Annotated in this window: 20 protein-coding genes; 11 read left to right on the top strand and 9 right to left on the bottom strand. The window is 57.3% G+C overall.

All coding sequences use genetic code 11. From position 1 onward, the window contains the following. Positions 1–10 precede the first annotated feature (10 nt). Complete coding sequence (locus G6L01_RS02855; RefSeq protein ID WP_070167725.1) at positions 11–1036, top strand: hypothetical protein; 1026 nt, start codon at positions 11–13, stop codon at positions 1034–1036. A gap of 15 nt (positions 1037–1051) precedes the next feature. Here the strand turns inward: G6L01_RS02855 and G6L01_RS02860 are convergent, their stop codons facing one another. After that, positions 1052–1684, bottom strand: a complete 633-nt coding sequence (locus G6L01_RS02860; protein WP_070167726.1) for an NAD(P)H-dependent oxidoreductase — start codon at positions 1682–1684, stop codon at positions 1052–1054. A gap of 261 nt (positions 1685–1945) precedes the next feature. Between G6L01_RS02860 and G6L01_RS02865 the strand changes: the two genes are divergently transcribed. The 3 genes from G6L01_RS02865 (at position 1946) to G6L01_RS02875 (ending at position 3759) form a co-directional block, all read left to right on the top strand. After that, entirely contained in the window at positions 1946–2518 is a 573-nt protein-coding gene (locus G6L01_RS02865) for a hypothetical protein (protein WP_139190247.1), read from the top strand. Beyond that, positions 2500–2910, top strand: a complete 411-nt coding sequence (locus tag G6L01_RS02870) for a DUF2000 family protein (RefSeq protein WP_174089184.1) — start codon at positions 2500–2502, stop codon at positions 2908–2910. Before G6L01_RS02865 ends, G6L01_RS02870 begins: the two co-directional genes overlap by 19 nt. Positions 2911–3153: 243 nt before the next feature. Continuing rightward, on the top strand, positions 3154–3759 hold the full coding sequence (locus tag G6L01_RS02875) for a LysE family translocator (protein ID WP_337692727.1): 606 nt from the start codon (positions 3154–3156) through the stop codon (positions 3757–3759). Between the two features lie 154 nt (positions 3760–3913). Here G6L01_RS02875 and G6L01_RS02880 read toward each other — a convergent pair whose 3' ends face one another. The 3 genes from G6L01_RS02880 to G6L01_RS02890 form a co-directional block, all read right to left on the bottom strand. Then, on the bottom strand, positions 3914–4804 hold the full coding sequence (locus G6L01_RS02880) for a thermonuclease family protein (RefSeq protein WP_070167729.1): 891 nt from the start codon (positions 4802–4804) through the stop codon (positions 3914–3916). A gap of 79 nt (positions 4805–4883) precedes the next feature. After that, entirely contained in the window at positions 4884–5528 is a 645-nt protein-coding gene (locus G6L01_RS02885) for a hypothetical protein (protein ID WP_070167730.1), read from the bottom strand. Positions 5529–5586: 58 nt separating this feature from the next. Beyond that, the gene (locus G6L01_RS02890; protein ID WP_070167731.1) at positions 5587–6168 is read right to left on the bottom strand and encodes a hypothetical protein; all 582 of its coding nucleotides are present in this window, start codon (positions 6166–6168) and stop codon (positions 5587–5589) included. A 208-nt stretch (positions 6169–6376) separates the two neighbouring features. On the opposite strand from G6L01_RS02890, the gene G6L01_RS02895 reads away from it, so the two are divergent. Together G6L01_RS02895 and G6L01_RS02900 are read left to right on the top strand one after the other, a co-directional pair. Continuing rightward, positions 6377–7210 carry a L,D-transpeptidase gene (locus G6L01_RS02895; protein WP_070167732.1) on the top strand — a complete coding sequence of 278 codons (834 nt, stop codon included), beginning with the start codon at positions 6377–6379 and terminating at the stop codon, positions 7208–7210. Between the two features lie 192 nt (positions 7211–7402). Continuing rightward, positions 7403–8116 (top strand): L,D-transpeptidase, encoded by a 714-nt coding sequence (locus G6L01_RS02900; RefSeq protein WP_041696321.1) that lies wholly within the window; start codon positions 7403–7405, stop codon positions 8114–8116. A gap of 3 nt (positions 8117–8119) precedes the next feature. Here the strand turns inward: G6L01_RS02900 and G6L01_RS02905 are convergent, their stop codons facing one another. Next, positions 8120–8566, bottom strand: a complete 447-nt coding sequence (locus G6L01_RS02905; RefSeq protein ID WP_141747330.1) for a MarR family winged helix-turn-helix transcriptional regulator — start codon at positions 8564–8566, stop codon at positions 8120–8122. 184 nt (positions 8567–8750) lie between these two features. Here G6L01_RS02905 and G6L01_RS02910 point away from each other — a divergent pair, with 184 nt between their 5' ends. Both G6L01_RS02910 and G6L01_RS02915 read left to right on the top strand, forming a co-directional pair. Next, a complete protein-coding gene (locus G6L01_RS02910; protein WP_070167735.1) occupies positions 8751–9173 on the top strand; it encodes an organic hydroperoxide resistance protein in 423 nt (140 codons plus the stop codon). 383 nt (positions 9174–9556) lie between these two features. Then, positions 9557–10096, top strand: coding sequence for an NYN domain-containing protein (locus G6L01_RS02915; protein WP_070167736.1), 540 nt, complete (start codon positions 9557–9559; stop codon positions 10094–10096). A gap of 168 nt (positions 10097–10264) precedes the next feature. Here G6L01_RS02915 and G6L01_RS02920 read toward each other — a convergent pair whose 3' ends face one another. Continuing rightward, the gene (locus G6L01_RS02920) at positions 10265–10663 is read right to left on the bottom strand and encodes a hypothetical protein (protein ID WP_139190245.1); all 399 of its coding nucleotides are present in this window, start codon (positions 10661–10663) and stop codon (positions 10265–10267) included. Positions 10664–11014: 351 nt separating this feature from the next. Between G6L01_RS02920 and G6L01_RS02925 the strand changes: the two genes are divergently transcribed. Together G6L01_RS02925 and G6L01_RS02930 are read left to right on the top strand one after the other, a co-directional pair. Further along, on the top strand, positions 11015–12067 hold the full coding sequence (locus G6L01_RS02925; protein ID WP_070167738.1) for a sensor histidine kinase: 1053 nt from the start codon (positions 11015–11017) through the stop codon (positions 12065–12067). Positions 12068–12234: 167 nt separating this feature from the next. Beyond that, positions 12235–12627, top strand: coding sequence for a response regulator (locus tag G6L01_RS02930; RefSeq protein WP_070167739.1), 393 nt, complete (start codon positions 12235–12237; stop codon positions 12625–12627). On the opposite strand, the gene G6L01_RS02935 is transcribed toward G6L01_RS02930, so the two are convergent. Then, on the bottom strand, positions 12620–13153 hold the full coding sequence (locus tag G6L01_RS02935; protein WP_070167901.1) for an AAA family ATPase: 534 nt from the start codon (positions 13151–13153) through the stop codon (positions 12620–12622). The genes G6L01_RS02930 and G6L01_RS02935 overlap by 8 nt on opposite strands. A gap of 203 nt (positions 13154–13356) precedes the next feature. Here G6L01_RS02935 and G6L01_RS02940 point away from each other — a divergent pair, with 203 nt between their 5' ends. After that, positions 13357–14085 (top strand): class I SAM-dependent methyltransferase, encoded by a 729-nt coding sequence (locus G6L01_RS02940; RefSeq protein ID WP_139190244.1) that lies wholly within the window; start codon positions 13357–13359, stop codon positions 14083–14085. A 30-nt stretch (positions 14086–14115) separates the two neighbouring features. Here G6L01_RS02940 and pyrE read toward each other — a convergent pair whose 3' ends face one another. Then, a complete protein-coding gene (gene pyrE / locus G6L01_RS02945; RefSeq protein ID WP_070167741.1) occupies positions 14116–14652 on the bottom strand; it encodes an orotate phosphoribosyltransferase in 537 nt (178 codons plus the stop codon). A 154-nt stretch (positions 14653–14806) separates the two neighbouring features. Beyond that, positions 14807–16990 (bottom strand): methyl-accepting chemotaxis protein, encoded by a 2184-nt coding sequence (locus G6L01_RS02950; protein WP_070167742.1) that lies wholly within the window; start codon positions 16988–16990, stop codon positions 14807–14809. Positions 16991–17153 lie beyond the last annotated feature (163 nt).

Here is a 17153-nt window from a genome sequence, read left to right on the forward strand (position 1 = left end):
GAAGGCGAGCATGGCCCCGGTATACCGCATAATTTTCGCCCTTGCTGCCGCTGCCTTGTCCGGCCTGTTTGCTGCCGTCTCCACCATGGCAGCAGAGCCGTTCACCGCCCGTGATCCGGGCTTTCTGGGCGATCAGGATGCGACGCGGATCGTCGAAAAAGTCGGCGACATGGAAAAGGCGCTGGGGGATGAAGCGGTTCTGGCCGGGCATTTCGCCGGTCTGGTTTCCCCGCCGGAAGAAACGGCCAGCCTGCACCAATTAACAGGCAATGTGCCGGGCCTGGTCTATGTCCTGCCGGTCGTTCATGACGAGGTGCGCGGCACGCTGATCGACATGCGCTTTACCGGCAAGGCGGCAGTGGATGGTTTTCGCCAGAAGCTCGATCAAACCTTCGGCCCATCCGATCCCGCCTGTAGCGATGACATTCAAGCCTATTGGGCGGTTCATAAGGACCGTTCGCTGGCCTTGCGGGTCGATGTCTACGAGACGGAAGCCACCGCGCAACTGACATTGTTTGCGTCCGCCCCTCCGGATGCCAATTGCAAGATCAATTCCGCGCCGCCCAATGCGCTGTTGGACAAGGTGGCATTGACGGCATTGCTCGCCCGGCTGAAGACCGAACCGCCGCCATGGAATGATGCGGATGCCACGGAGGCCTGGCTGAAGTCTTATGGCGAAGTCGCCGTTGAAAGGCCGGACAATTGCTCGGCGCAACTGGACATCGCCAAACCGCAGCAACAGCTTGGCGGCATCGGCACGTTCTCGGCCAGCCTGCGCCTTTGCATCGTCTCCAGGTTTGGCAAGCCGTCCAGCCTGTTTCTTTACGCCGGTGAAAACGATCTGTTCGGTTTTCGCAAGACGGAACAATCGCTGGAAGCAGCCCTTGGCCCCCGCCATGCGCAATGCAGTGGCGAGGGCCGGGAGGTCTGGGTGGTTAGTCCCGAAGTGACGGCGGTTCTGAGCCGGCTCTATCCCTCGTTCGGGGTGCTGATCGTCAACGCGCCGGTGACGGCGCTGGCCGATTGCCGGGAGTGAGGAGGAAAGATCCTCTCACTTCACCTCGATAACGAAGTCTTCACGAGCGCGGCGGACTTTTTTCAGGTTGACCAGCCAGTCGCCGTCCGGCTGACGATAGCCGAGCGGCAGGATGGCGACGGAGCGCAGGCCCTTGGCGCGCAGATCGAGAATTTCATCAAGCGCCGCCGGATCGAAGCCTTCCATCGGGGTGGAATCCACCTCTTCGAAGGCGGCAGCCGTCAGCGACAGCCCAAGCGCGATATAGGCCTGGCGGGCCGCATGTTCGAAATTCACTTCGGCGTCGCGTGGTGGATAGGTATCCAGCAGCATCTTGCGATAGTTTTCCCAGCCTTCATTGGTGAAATTGCGCTCGGCATTGGTGAGATCAAACATCGTGTTGATCCGTTCCGCCGTGTAATTGTCCCAGGCGGCAAACACCAGCAGATGCGAGCAATCGGTGATCTGGCCCTGGTTCCAGGCGATCGGCTTGATCCGCTCGCGGATCTCCTTGTTGGTCACGACAAGCACGGAAAACGGCTGCAAGCCGCTGGAGGTCGGCGCCAGCCGGGCCGCCTCGACAATACGCTCGACCTTGTCTTCGGCAACAGTCTTTGACGGGTCCATTTTCTTGGCGGCATAACGCCAGTTCAATTTATCAAGCAGCACGATACTATCCTTATGGGAGGAGAATTGCCTGCCCGATGTAGGCGGGCAGGGGCTGTTTCACAACCGAGCGAAAGAGAAATGCAGTGTTCATGATTGGGTGACACTGCGGATCGGTGTTGTAGGCCCTTCAACAGCGACTTGGGCGCGCGGTAGGCGAGTGTGTTCGGAAAAGAGCGTTTAGGATGATGGTTTGCAATCTATGATTGACATAACTTGTGACGCAGTCCTATAAACAGCCAAGTCTATCTGAGGTGTTTTTAGATGATATTGAATGAATTTAACTATAGGCGATTTCGCGGTCGAATTCACACCCTTGGCAATGTTGAGACGGCAATAACGTGTTCGATATTTGCGGCAAAAAAACTATTCGAAAATTCAAATATATTTGGATACCCTTCATTTGAAGAGGCCGCAGCCGGTTTGCGCGGTGAGGCCGATGATTTGCTGCTGGTGCCTGCTGCTTACCCTGGTGTAGGTTCCTTTCTTATGGATGAGCGGCTTGCTTTAAGAGGCGCGACGACGTTCGAAATTCCTGCCTTGGTTGCTTGTGGCCGGCTAGGTGCGCATCGTTATGAAAAACTGTTTCACCATCCAGCGACCGCAAGCCTCCTTCCATGCATTTCTTGCTTCACGTATGGCGAAACAGTAGAAGTTTCTAGTAACGAAGTCGCTGCGCATTGCATGAATGAAGATGATTTGCGGTTCGCGGCGGTCACGAATCAGCTAGTTGCTGAGCATTTTAATCTGCCGATATGTCAAGTATTGCGCCGTCAACGGGATATGGCTTGGCTATTGTTTGCATCGGAGGCATCGGAATGCAAAGAGTCGCCATAGTCGTAACAAAAGCGCTATCAGGCGGATTGGCTGCGAATGCCGCCGCGATTTTAAGTGGGCAATTGGCAGCCTGCCGTCAGGGTTTCTTCGCGCCATCTCCGGTTGTTGACCTTGATGGCCTTCCCCATGCGACCGTCAACCAGAATATCGTGCTGCTGAAGGCAAGCGGTGGACAGCAGATATTGAATACGGCAAAGACATTGTGCCAGCGTGAGGATTTGGTTGTTCTTGTCTTCTCTGGTGAGGGGCAGGCGACGAGCAATGACGTTCAAGCGTATTCCGGGGCTGTTGCATCCAGCACGGCTGAAAGGCTTGGTTTGATTGCCATGCTGATCGCGGGGCCGGATCAGCAGGTAAGGCAGGCCACGAAAAAATTTTCTATCTTTGAATAATCAGATAAGGCTGCTGCATAATGCTTTAAACCGGAATCGGTTTAAAGCGAAAATTATGTAGCATATATAAAGAGCGACAGCGAACCTTTGTGCGCCATATAGGGCGCACGGCGCTGTAGAGCACGTCCGCGTTTCGTTGAATCGCGTAAGGTCTCTAAGTTTTTGTTTACACATTTCCGGACCGAAAGCCGGTTTCCACTTTTCCCTGACAAACCCTAGAAAAGTAGATAGAGCGAGACGACTGTGAATTTTCCGTTACTTCTGTCAATGACAGCTTTCGCCTTGGCGGCGTCCATTTCTCCCGGCCCGGTCAATATTGTCGCTCTCGCCTCGGGCATGCGGTACGGCCTGCGGAAGTCGCAGTCTCATGTGCTTGGGGCAAGCCTCGGCTTCGTATTGCTGCTTCTCATCGTGGGCTATTGCTTGGAAGAGAGCGTCCGGGAATTCCCCTTGATGCTGCTGATCGTGAAATGGGCTGGGGTGGGGTTCCTGCTTTATATGGCCTATGGCTTGGCGGTCGATCATGGGGCTCTCGCTGGTGAAGAGGAAGCAAGGCCACCCTCCCTGCTGCAAGCTGCCTCTATGCAATGGCTTAATCCCAAGGCGTGGCTCGCCAGCATGGCTGGCGTCGGTGCGTTTGCGCTTGACGGGGTTCCGTTCGCCCTTCCGATCTTCGCGCTTGTCTATGGTCTTGTGTGCTACGTCTCGATTGCCGTATGGGCCGCAGCCGGGGCTCGTATGGGGACGTGGGTGCAAAGCCCCGGCGCGTTGAAAGTGCTCAACAGAGTTTTAGCAACACTGCTTGTGACAAGTGCATTCTATCTGATGTTTGAAAACCTTCGGGGCTGATACCACAGGTCTGTTTCATGAGGCGTCGCCTTATGCCAAGTCTCGAAGATGCGAACCGCATCCTCGACTTGAAAAATTGAAAATATATCAAAATTATCAGAGGCTTGAAATATTTTCAAAAGGAATACGAAGCGTCATTTTCTAAACCTCCGTATTACTTTTCGACAAACACCGCCTGTGTCAGATCGGCATCGAAACGGTAGCGGTCGTTTTCCCGGCGCAGCAATTGCGAGAGCGGCACTTCCGTTCGGTTGTCGATAATCACCTTGTCGTTTTCGCTCTCCGTCTTGCGCAGCCACTCGACCAGATCGGTCTCACCGGATTTGAGAAAATCGCAGCCGCGGCGGAAGAGTTTCGGAAAGATCAGTTGGGCCTTGCCGGTGCCGTCTTCCTCTTCCTCGCCCGGCTTGCTGCCGCTCGCCCAGCCAAGATCGCTGAGATCGGTGAGGGCAAACCGTTCCGTCTTATCCACCGCCCAGACGCCAAGGTCCGCATCCCGCGCCTGTCTTGCGGCCTCGGAAATCGTCTCGCGTTGGTCCACCGGCGCGGAACTATAGAGCATGGGATAGGCCATGCCGCTGGAAATCAACCGGTAATTGGCGCTGGCCTCCAGGGTCTTGGTTGAAATCGCGCCGGTATCGCCGGAGGAAAACGGATTGCCGTTAAACGTCAGATAGCAGATCGGCCGCCCGTGAACATCGGCGGAGGCCGTCAGAATCCCGGCCTGGATGGTTTGCGGCTCGGCAGCGGTGACGGTTTCTTTCGTGAGCGAAAAGGAGGAAAAGCCGATGAGATCGCGCAGCAGATAATCCCGCGCCACCCCGCCGCGCGGCTGTGCCTTGCTCTCGTAATGGGTTTCGGGCGTATCGATCCCTTCCAGCCGCAGTTGATGGCTGCCATCCTTGGCGGGTCGCAGCAGATGGGCGCGGTAGATATCGGCAAGCAGGTTTTCATCATCCGGGCGAAACCGCACCGAATCGCCATCCGGCTGCTTGCCGATGATGATGATCGTGCCGGGAACGTAGCGATAATTCTGCAAGGCCATGGGCGATCCTCCGTTGCCATCAATGGTTGGGTATCAGCAAACCGCAGATCTGTGTCATGGGTGAGACAGAGGAGGCCGATCAGACGGCTGCGGCCAGCCCCTGCACCGCCAACAACTCGCTGGCCGCCGCAGAGGTGGAGGCCGGAGACGGTGCAGCGTCCGCGCCTTGATCCGTCGCCGTATCTTCATCCGTCTCGGCCAAATCGTCCTGAATATTTTCACCGGTATCGGTCAGGAACATCCTGTTGACCATGGCATCGCTGCTGAACATCCTGCTCATCAGCTCTGTCTTAAGGCTCTTGTCGCCGCTCTCGAAATCGTCTGCGGTGAGCTTGCCGCTATATTCAGCTATGATCGCAGCGGTGCGTTCTTCCGGCGTGTCGAGATTGTCCCAGTCGATACTGTTTCTAAACTGTTCCATGACATCGGCACTTCCTTCTCCTTGCTCATAAGGAGTAAACATCCAGGCGCCCTCGTTGTAGATGGTAACCGTTCCGATGCTGATTTCCATCTTTGAATAGATTGTTGCCGGCTTGCTCTCGGCTTCAATCTTGGCCTGCTCCGCCGCAGCCTCCGTCCACATCGCTTCCATTTCCACCTGCAAGGCGGTCTTGGGTTGGCTATCGTCAGGCAAACTCGCCATAAACTCGGTATCGGCCTCCGCAGCCTTGGTTGAGGAATAGCCATAGGCATACGCTATGCCGGGTGTAACTGTAGTGCTCATGTGACCCCTCCTATGAGCATGGAAATGAAAAACCCCGGTGCCGCAATGCGGCGCTCGATCAGGCGGCTGTGGATTGCGCTTGCGGTGCGCTGGTGGCTGAGGTGGCCGAAGCACTCGCTTGCGCCCCATCCGCGTCTTCGTCTGAGGGCAGCAAGCCCTCTTGCAGGCTTTCGCCGGAGCTGGTCATCAACATCCGGTCCACCAGCGCATCGCTGCTGAACATCTTGCTCATCAGTTCGCTGGTCAGGCTCTTGTCGCCGCTTTCGACAGAGCTTGCTGTGAGTTTGCCGCCGTATTTGGACATGATGGCGTCGGCGATCTCTTCCGGCGTATCGAGGTTGTCCCAGTCGAGATCGAAGCCTTTGCCTTCTCCGAGAAAGTCTTCGGCTTCCGGATTGACCGAGTATGCAACCCCACCGGATGCGCCGATTCTCACCGTTTGGCCGCCAATATGTAATACCCCCCAGAGGTTAGCATCGAAGTCCTCCGATGTTTCAGTCTCCGTGCTTGCTTCTGCGGGAAGATCTTCCAGCGTTGTGTATTCGGTTTCGTAAAAATCGTCTGGCAGCTTCGGCGTCTGCTTTGTTTGATAAACGCTGGTGGATGATGTCGTGGTGGTGGATGAAATTGTTGCGCTCAACTCGACCTCCGGCTTTAATTTTTAATCGAATTATCAATCAAAACTTGCGTGTAACTTTCTATCTTTGATTGCATATTGATGTTTCTCCATGGTGATTGAGGCGGCGGCCTCATCGTTTTCGTTTTGCTCAAAGCTCACCCCTTCACCAGCTTCGCGCCAGCCGCGTCTGTCAGTCTTGTGGCAATCTCGAACCAGGCCAGGTTGCGCAATGTCGTCTACTGTTTTTGTCCGCCCGTTTTCCCGTGTTGCTCGTGCCCTGTTGGCAGGGCTTGTCTGCCTGTCGCTGTCTGTGCTTGGCGGCTGCTATTTCGTGACGGATACGCAGCGGATGAATACGGAAGTGTTTGCGGCCCAGACCGCGCCGACCTGGAACCAGCCGATGGCTGCGCCGCCAGCGGAAAAGCCCAATAAATTCCTCGGCCTGTTCAAGACGCCCTTCCACCAGACCTATGGCATGCCAGCAGCCGAGCCCTATGTTTCGCCATTTGCGACGCCAATGCAGAAGGCGATTTACGGGCAGATGAGCGATGACGGTCACACGCTGACTGCCATTCCGCTCGACCGGGTGGACAAGCGCTTCCTGCGGCAGGAGGTTGATTATCCGACCACGGAACGGCCCGGCACCATCGTGGTCGATACCAAGGCGCATTATCTCTATCTGGTTGAGGCCAATGGCCGGGCAATGCGCTATGGCGTTGGCCTCGGCAAGCAGGGCTTTGCCTGGCAGGGTAGGGGCGTTATCCAGTTCAAGAAGACCTGGCCGCGCTGGACGCCAAGCGACGACATGGTCGAGCGCCAGCCCGACATGCGCCAGTTTGCCGCCGCGCAAGGCGGTCTGGAGCCGGGACTGCGCAATCCGCTCGGCGCGCGCGCGATGTATATCTTCCAGAATGGCCGCGACACGCTCTACCGCATCCATGGCACGCCCGATTGGCAGTCCGTCGGCAAGGCCGTTTCGTCAGGTTGCGTGCGGATGTTCAATCAGGACGTGATTGATCTTTATGCCCGTGTGCGGGACAAAGCGGAGATCGTGGTTATGTAAGGTGTAGGCAGCCACGGTCGAGGCTCCGCCTACCGGCCTGTTGCCTGAACGACACGCAATGGCGCAAATGTGAACGTGTGTGTGCGCTATTGGCGGTGAAATTCGGGTAAATCGCTGTAGATAGGATCTTGCGGAACAAAACCGTGCAGCGTGCGTTTGTGCGCTGCTGACCAGCAGGATGTACCACCGTATATGACAAGCCCCGATTTTTCCCGCCGTGCCTTTCTCTCTTTTTCCGGCCTTGGAGCGGCAGCGCTTCTGTCCAGTTGCGCCTCGTCCTATCGCCCCCCGGTGTATGAACAGGGGTCGCTGGGCGGTATGGTGCAGCCCACGGGACCCATGGCGCCATCCACGCCGGAGCTGGACGCCATGTATGGCGAAGTGGTCGATGGCGGCTTCGTCATTCCGGCCATTCCCTACCAGCAGATTCCGCCGCGCTACTATCGCCAGCGGGTCAGCGATCCCACCGGCTATCCGGCTGGCTCCATCGTGGTCGATACGCCCAACCGCTTCCTCTATCTGGTGGAACAGGGCGGCACCGCCATGCGCTACGGCGTCGGCATTGGCCGTGAGGGCTTTGCCTGGCAGGGCGAAGGCGTGATCCAATGGCGTCAGAAATGGCCAAAATGGACGCCGCCGGATGAAATGGTTGCCCGCCAGCCGCAGCTGGCCAAATATTCTTCCGCCAATGGTGGCATGGCACCGGGCCTGATGAACCCGCTGGGCGCACGCGCTCTCTACATCTTCCAGAACGGTCAGGACACGCTCTACCGTCTGCATGGCTCGCCGGAATGGAACTCCATCGGCAAGGCGATGTCGTCGGGCTGTGTGCGGTTGATGAACCAGGACATTATCGACCTCTATGACCGCGTGCCGAACAAGGCGCGGATCATCGTCCTGCAATAGGGATCAAGAGTCCTGCGCGGCGGCATTCAGCTTGCCGCGCAAATCCTGCAATTGATCGCGCAGCGCCGCGATTTCTTCCAGGCTACAGCCGGTGGCCGTACCAATTGCCGCCATAACGCCGAGAGCCTTGTTCTGCACGGCGGCACCTGTGGGGGTGAGCGAGACAGTCACCTGCCGCTCATCCTGGCTTTGGCGCTGGCGGGTGACGTAGCCGGTCTGTTCCAACCGTTTCAACAGTGGCGATAGCGTGCCGCTATCCAGCCCCAGCCGCTCCCCCAGCGCCTTGACCGCCAGATGGTCGGTTTCCCACAGCACCATCATCACAAGATATTGCGGATAGGTCAGGCCCAAAGGCTCCAGCAGCGGCTTGTAAGTGCGCGTCAGCGCCAGCGATGCGCCGTAAAGCGCAAAGCAAAGCTGCTTGTCCAGCACCAGATCCGTCTTGTCCATGTCGCGTGTCCTTTGGGGCATTTCAGACTGCCATTCTCCCAGCCTTGTCATAAAAATGCAATGTGCAAAAAACAATTGCGTACAATTGAATTGCGTGATACCAAGAATGCAGACGCAGCGGCTGGCACGATGTTCCGGCCTTCAACCAACCAAGACGACCAGTTTTCAAAAAGGAGAGACTCTCATGGCTATTCTCTACACAACCAAGGCATCTGCAATCGGTGGTCGCGAAGGCCGCGCGGTCAGCGAAAACGGCGTTCTGGATGTAACGCTGACGACGCCGAAGGAGTTAGGCGGCAATGGCGCCACCGGTACCAATCCCGAGCAGCTGTTTGCTGCCGGCTATTCCGCTTGCTTCCTCGGCGCGCTGAAGTTTGCCGCTGGCCAGCAGAAGGTCAAGGTGCCTGAAGACGCCAAGGTCACCGCCACGGTTGGCATCGGCCCCCGCGAAGACGGCACCGGCTTCGGCATCGAAGTCTCCATCAGCGTTGATCTGCCGGGCATCGACCGCGAAACCGGCGAAAAACTCGTCGCCGCCGCCCACATCGTCTGCCCCTACAGCCACGCCATGCGCACAGCAACGGAAGTATCCGCTACGCTGGCCTGAGGCTGGGGTTAAGGATAGGCGAAAGGCCGGTCTGGCGGGACCGGCCTTTTGTCGTTTGGGGGAGGGGTAAGCGTGTCACTCTCTTGAGGTCCGTTTTGCGACAAGAGGAGGCATCTAGCGCTTTGAGGTTGGAGGCTGGACCGGGGCTAGATGCAGTTAAATCCAACTGGTTCTCACTTAAAGGTCGTATTGGAAGCCGAATAGTTCCATATAGCCGTTGCTCTCGGCATAAATCATCCTCCTAGTGGCGAAGACACTTACGCAAGCTTGGGTTGTTTGATAAGAGGGTGGGATATGGGGAGCCAATGAGCAAAGTTCCATTTCTCGGAAGTCAAACCCTATTCACTCCGCCTTTACCAACAGGCACATCGTCAGGAGATCGCATGGCTGACTGGATTTACGTCGACAATTCTAATGTTTTTATTGAGGGCAAGCGCGTCAGCGCGGTAAAGCTGGGGCTGGCTCTCGATATCTGGGATGCGTTCGACAATCGCATCCTTGACAACAACTATCGGATGAGTTTCGGAAGGCTCTACGAATTTGTTGCTGGCGCTAACAAGTCCGAGACAGCCCGTGCCATGCTGTTCGGCTCGCGACCGCCTGAAAACGACGCGATCTGGGGGGTTGCCAAGCGTGCTGGATTCGAGGTCATTACTCACGACCGCAACATCGCAAACAAGGAGAAAAAGATCGATACTGGCTTGGTCGCGGCGCTCACTCGCGATGCCTATCGGAACGCCAAAACAGGCGATATCTTCACAATTGTGTCAGGCGACAACGACTATGTCCCCGCGGTACAGCAGCTCCGCGAGGACGGTTTTCAAGTCGATGTCGTCTTTTGGAGCCACGCCGGTAAAGAACTGCAGCAGGCTGCGTCGAACTTCATCTCACTTGACGACCATCTCGATAACCTTAGGGCTTAGCTTCAGCAGTCATGTTGAGTGGCGTTGTCGCTCAAAAGCTATCTGTTATTGAGATTATCTCAGTGTTGCGAAAACGCCTGAAATGGAGGCGGGCTGTTGGCCGTCGGTTTTCGCCCTCTGATGACCGCTTCGGGCCGGAAGCGGCTAACTAGGTCAAGTCAAACCAACCTATTCGGTGTTGGAATTGACCAAGCAGAAGCGAGGTTCTTCTCTTGTAATTACGTCGACGCAGTCGCCTCCCGTGACAAAAAGGTAGTGGGTAGCTTCCGGGAGCAATACTTCGAAGACTTCGCGTTGCGCTGCCCAGAAGGAGCTTCCCTCGACTTTGTAAGCAAAGTGGTTGGAGAGATGCCCCACTATTTCCATCCCTTGCTCTTCCAGCGGCCGGTGCATCTCATCGATGACCCGGAACATGTCTACGTGCGAAAAGAACACTCTCAGATGCTTGTCCTGCCCGCTCACAGAAAAATACGCGCTCAGTTCCTTCGCACCTGAGTCAGGGTGGTAAGTCATCTCAAGACGAGCAAGGTCCGCCGCCGTCGCTCCCGCCCCGAGATCGAATCCCATGGGTTCGTATCTAATCATTGATTCGCCGACCTTTCGAAAGCATCTTCGCGTATGGTTCCATGTCGTTAGCTTCTGTGTACTATGTCCGCAACAGGCCAGTGACTGACACACGACCCCACCACACCGGAGCAGCTAGGCTCCTATCAACGGACCAGCCAATATCGCATGGCCGAAAAGCGCGCTTATCCCTAACCCTTTGGCAGTGTTGCGCTCACGTTGGGCGATTTGATGCAACAACCACGCGTCTGGCGTGTTACAGTGACAGCGTTGGACTTGACCTCATCGATTTTCCGACGCTGCCTGCCGAGTCATGGCTTGCTCCGCAAGTCTTCGGCCCTAGAGGGCCTTTTCATGCCACTGATGCCGACAGTCCATTTCGAAGCGGCGAGCACGCTTGCCGTGGTGGTGTCTTCCAACGAACCATTGTTGTTTCTGTCTGACGATCTTAGAATCATTGCAGCAAGCACATCGTTCTGCCGGGCTTTTGAGATCGATCCCACGTCCGTCGCCGGCAAGCGCCTCGGCGAACTTGGCAGCGGGGAATGGGCGATGCCCAGGCTTCAGTCGCTGCTGATGGCGACTGCCACCGGCAGTGTAAACGTCGATGCCTACGAGCTCGACCTGAAGCGACCAAACCAGAAAACGCGGCGGTTGGTCGTCAATGCACGAACGCTCGACGATGGCGACCTCGACCATATTCGTCTGCTTCTCGCCATAACCGACGTGACCGACATGCGCGCTGAAGCGCGCTTGAAAGACGATCTGGTTCGCGACAAGGCCATCCTGTTGCAGGAGGTCCAGCATAGGGTCGCCAACAGTTTGCAGATCATCGCCAGCGTCCTGATGCAGAGCGCACGTCGCGTTCAGTCGGAGGAGGCACGCGGACATCTCCACGATGCCCGTCAACGCATCATGTCTATCGCAGCGCTGCAACGGCAGCTTTCCGCATCTCCCGGCGGCAGCGTTGAACTCAGTGCCTACTTCACGCAACTGTGCCAAAGCCTCGGCGCATCGATGATCGCCGACCCCGAGAGGCTATCGATCCAGGTGACGGTTGACGATAGTACTGTGGATGCGGACGTCTCGATAAGTCTGGGGCTCATCGTAACCGAACTGGTGATCAATGCTCTTAAACATGCCTTTCCAGACGGGCGGGCCGGGACGATCGTCATCGACTATCGGTCGGCGGGCAAGGACTGGACGCTTACCATTACCGACAACGGCATAGGAATGCCGGTGGGCAGCGATGCGCCCAAGGCGGGATTGGGGACGGGTATTGTGGAGGCGCTCGTGAAGAATATGAACGGTGAGATTACGTTGAGCAGCGCAGAGCCAGGTACGGTGATTACGATCAGTCATCGGGACGCATCGGACCTCCAGGCCGACTTTTCTCCAGCGGCATAGGAACAAAACGGCTCCCCAAAACGCTAACGGTGTTGTGCGGAAAAAACGGCATTGTAGGACGCATAAAATTTTGTTTTCGCATCGGTTTTTTCGAAAACTGCTTTCCACTTTTCCGAAAAACTCTAAAGGCCGCGGCATTGTGGCTAGCCTCATAGATCGAGTGAACAATGAAGAACGGCAGACCGGTTATCCTGGTCGTGGAAGATAGCCCGTTGATCCGAATGGGTGCCATCGATCTTGTCCTATCGGCGGGCTACGACGTGCTGGAGGCTGGCGACGCTGACGAGGCAATCCGCATCCTGGAATCGCGAGACGACATTGACCTTGTGTTCACCGATGTTCAGATGCCGGGGGCGATGGACGGTATCAAATTGTCCCACTCCATCCGTGATCGGTGGCCGCCGGTGAAGCTGATCGTCACATCCGGTGCTGCCATTATCGAGGAAAGTATGTTGCCTGGTGGAAGTCGCTTCTTCTCAAAACCCTATGACGAACGCACCATCATCGAGGCAATGGCACGTCTGCTTTCAAGTGAAAACCCGCCCGCCCGTATCACCTGAAGCCTTTCTCTAGCCTCACTAAAATGGCCTCGACAACCGCATCAACCGGCATTGTCGCATCAATAACTGTGGCATTTGCGGGAATGTCTTCCTTCGTCGCATGCAGTCGCATAATCAGATCCCGCTCGGCTGGCTTTCCGCCGAACTCGTCTTCGGGTCTTCCGGCCAGCCGGTTTTTAAGGGTGTGCTGATCGACGTCGAGAACGAAGACGTCGTCAAACAGCTCGATAAACCGAGGGAAATTGCGGGAGCCGCCGCAGAAGAAGGAGATCGGGTGGCTGTGGTCAGCGATCAGCGCTTTGACCCTATCGATATCCCACAGGTGGTGTTTGTGCCCGAAGGCCACATCCAGAAGATCCTGCGTTGGCACAGAGCCATCCAGCGGTTCACCGGTTTCGGGGTCGCCCTGGTAGGCAAGCTCACGATCACCGTGGATGACGTGGTAGCCGCGCCGTTGCAGTTCGGTGGCGACAGAGGTCTTGCCGGTTCCTGAAACGCCTTCGATCAGAATATTGCGTAGGCCCATGCTTGCATCCCTTCGTTCATCAATGTGGCTCGTCCGGCGGTGATTGTTTTGAAACATCGCCCGGCTGCCGCTTCGGTTCAGTTTCATACAAGCCAAGGCTGGCACATCAGGTTGTGCAATTTATTGGCTCTTCCATGACAGCAAAGCGGAGAGAGTCAGTCTTGGCCTGGATCGGGCCATCTCCAGGCGAGGAAATTGAAAACATGTTCAGACGCAATCATCAAGGCCCTGCCTACCGTGACTTCATTGCCGCGATTGCTGGCAAGAAACAGGCGCGTGGCTATCTCGAGGTCGGGGTCCGGGATGGCGGCACGCTGTCAGGGGTCGGATGCGAGGCCATCGGCGTCGATCCGGAGTTCAAGATCCGCTACGACATACTCGCCAACAAGAATGCGGTTCATCTCTACAGCATGACCAGCGACGTATTTTTCCGCGATCACGATCCGCGCGTGATCCTGGGCCGATCGCCGGACGTGATTTTTCTAGATGGCCTGCACCAGTTCGAATATCTGCTGCGCGATTTCATCAACAGCGAGCGGATCGCCCACCGCGATACGGTGATCCTGCTGGACGATTGCCTGCCGATCAATGCGGAAATGACCGAGCGCGTCTATAATCTGGCTGGCCGGCGTGACCGCGACAATGCACCGTCCTGGACCGGCGACGTCTGGAAAATCATCCCGATCCTCAAGACCTATCGGCCAGACCTGCACATCACCCTCGTCGATACCCAGCCGACCGGCACCGTTTGCGTCACCAATCTCGATCCGGATTCAACCGTGCTGCGGGACCACTACTACCAGATCATCCAGGCGTATATTTTAGAGATGATGGACGATGCGGCAATCGAGCGGTTTTATGAAAGCAACCCGGTGGCCTCGGGCGAAGTGATTTTGAGCGAATTCAACGCCTCTATCTTCGTCGGGCCCTGAATCGGGCCTTGACCGGTCCAAGGTCCGGGATCACTTCTCCAGATCAGCCATGGTGAAAACCGGGAATACCGGAAGGTCAGGCGCGTTTGTGATATGAGGACTGCCGTTTCCGCGCCAGATTGCGCAAACGACGGCAAGAATGTCTGCTTGCTCCGCCACAGCCAATCGATGCGCGTCGGCGACGGCGCCGCCTGTGGTGATCACGTCTTCTATGAAGGTGATGCGGCGGCCCCTGATGTCCTGTCCTTCGATGGCGCGGCAGGTTCCATAGGTTTTTGCCTCTTTACGAACGAAGGCGGCGGGAAGTCCTGTTTCCAACGAAATCGCGGTGACAAGCGGAATACCGCCGAGTTCCAGGCCAGCAAGGATTTCGGTCGTCGGCGGAAGCAGGGAGGCCATGGCCTTGGCCAGCTCTCTCAAAAGAACCGGGTTTCCCTCAAAGCGATATTTATCGAAATAACGGTTGGAAACCTGGCCGGAGCGCAACACGAATTCGCCCTCAAGGGTCGCCGTGGCTGCTATCTGTCTGGCGAGTTCCGCCAACGGGGAGGGCACATTTCCGATCATTTTCGGCCTCTTTGAACCTATCGCAAATGCCGGATCGCTACACCAATTGAGCGCATGCAACAAGCGGAAGTCGATAGATACGCGCGCCCTTTATCACTTCAATATTGTGTGCGAGGCAGGGCAGGGGGCAGCGCAGCCGCCCCCTTGTTTAATCTTACGACGCCATCGCATATCGCTGCTGTCCATAGCCTCCGGCATTGGTGCGGAAGCGCTGGACCATCTGGGCGAGCTGTTCGGTTTCCTGGGTCAGGCTCTGGGCCGCTGCGGTGGTTTGTTCCACCATGGCGGCGTTCTGCTGGGTGACCTTGTCCATCTGGTCGCCAGCGGCGGTGACTTCGCGCAGCGAGGTCGCCTGTTCGCGGGCGGCGTTGGCGATGTCGGTGATGGTGGTGCTCATCTCGACCACCTGCTCGACGATTTCCTTCAGCGAAGTGCCGGATGCGGTGACGAGGCCGACGCCGGTCTCGACTTGCGCACTGGAGGTGGAAATCAGTGCCTTGATCTCCTTGGCGGCATTGGCCGAACGCTGGGCGAGTTCGCGCACTTCCTGGGCAACCACCGCAAAGCCCTTACCGGCTTCACCAGCGCGGGCAGCTTCCACACCGGCGTTCAGGGCCAGAAGATTGGTCTGGAAGGCGATCTCATCGATGACGCCGATAATGTTGCCGATCTTTTCCGATGAGCCCTGGATGGCAGTCATCGCTTCCACGGCCCGGGCGACGATGTCGCCACCCTTGGCGGCATTGTCACGGGCGGCGGTAACGGCATGTTGGGCGCGGCCTGCGCCTTCGGCGGTGCCGTTGACGCCGCGCGACACATCGCCCAGTGCGGCAATGGTTTCTTCCAGCGAGGCGGCCTGCTGCTCGGTGCGGCGTGCCAGATCGTTGGAGGCGGCGGAGATTTCGCCAAGGCCGGAACGGATCGTGCTGACGGTGGAAACCACCGAGCCCATCGCGTCTTCAAGCGCTGCGACCGAGGTGTTGAAATTCTGGCGGATCGCCTCGAATTCCGGTGCGACATGGGTGTTCATCCGCACGGTCAGGTCGCCCGCGGCCAGCGCGTCGAAGCCTGCCTGCACCTGCTGGACGAAATGGCGCAGATCTTCCGCCTTGGCCAGTTCCAGTGCGGTCTGGCGCTCGCGGTCGCTCTCGACGCTGGCCCTGAGCTTTTCCTGTTCCGCCTGCACGGACCGGCCATTGGCGAGATCAAGGCGGAAACTGTCGAGTGCCGAAGCCAGCATGCCGAATTCGTCGCTGCGGGTCTTGCCGGTCACGTCCGTCTGGTAATCGCCACTGCCCATGCGGCGCACGGCTGCCACCACGTCGCCCAGCGGGCGGCGCACGATGAGGATGGAAACGCCGTAGATCATCACCAGGGCAATGACCAGCAGGATCAGCCCGCTGATGGCGGTGGAGGTTACCTGTGCGACAACAGGTTCGGAAAAGGTTTTGGCCGGTACATCGAGAACGGCGGCCCAGGTCTTGTTCATGCCCGGCGCTGTGAAAGGAAAGACCAGCCGCGTCGCACCATCAGGCAGGCCTTGAAGGATGCGCATCCTGCCATCGGCAAGGGCGGCCTTGACATCGGCAGCACCCGTGTCGCCATAGGGCTTCATCAGCGTGTCCTTGTCGGGATGAACCAGCCAGTTGCCGTTGTCTGCCACCAGCATCACCCGGCCGCCGTCAAACGGGGTCATGGCGCTGATCGAGGCGGAAAGATCGCCCAGCTGCACATCCACACCGGCAAGACCGATGATCTTGCCCTTGACGACGACGGGGGTTGAAACCGAGGTCAACAGCTTGCCCGTGGTGGAGATATACGGTTGGGTAATCAACCCCTTGCCGGTTGACAAGGGTTCGGCATACCATTGGTCGGCGGTCTTGGTGACCCAGGTGGAAAATTCCAGGTTACCGCTATCATCCTTGGTCCAGTAAGCCGCAAAAATCCCCACCTTGTTGCTGCCCTCGGTGCCTTGCAGCTTCAGCTCCTGCGGGGCTTCCGGCACTTCGGTCATCCAGGCGCCGAACATGGTTTTGTAATGGGTCGGAACGCCTTTCAACAGCGCAATCACATCGGTGCGGTTGCGTGAGCCGTTTTCGATCAGGCCGGACAGGCTGCCAGCCACACTGGTTCCGGCCGACACCACATCGGTGATCTGCACGGCCACCTGATTGGCGACCGAGGCCGCCTTTTCGGAGGCGAGCGCCACCACCTGATCATTGACGCGCTTGCTGGTTTCCCAACCGCTCAATGCCGTATAGGAGGCGATGAGCGCCGCCATCGCGGCACCTGCCGCCAGCATCAGTTTTCCTGAAACAGTCCCTACCTGTATACTCATTGCAACCAGCCCCTCGGTTTGCCGAATTTTGTCTAAGGTTGCATAGAGATTCTAACGAAAGTCTAAGGCTGCACCCCGATTGCTGGGCCGCACCCACCTTTTTGTGAAAAAAATATTCCACTGGCGAAACCATGAAAGCGAAATGCCGCCGAGCAATCAGGCG

Origin of the sequence: Agrobacterium vitis, assembly GCF_013337045.2 — a bacterium.
GTDB lineage: Bacteria > Pseudomonadota > Alphaproteobacteria > Rhizobiales > Rhizobiaceae > Allorhizobium > Allorhizobium vitis_B.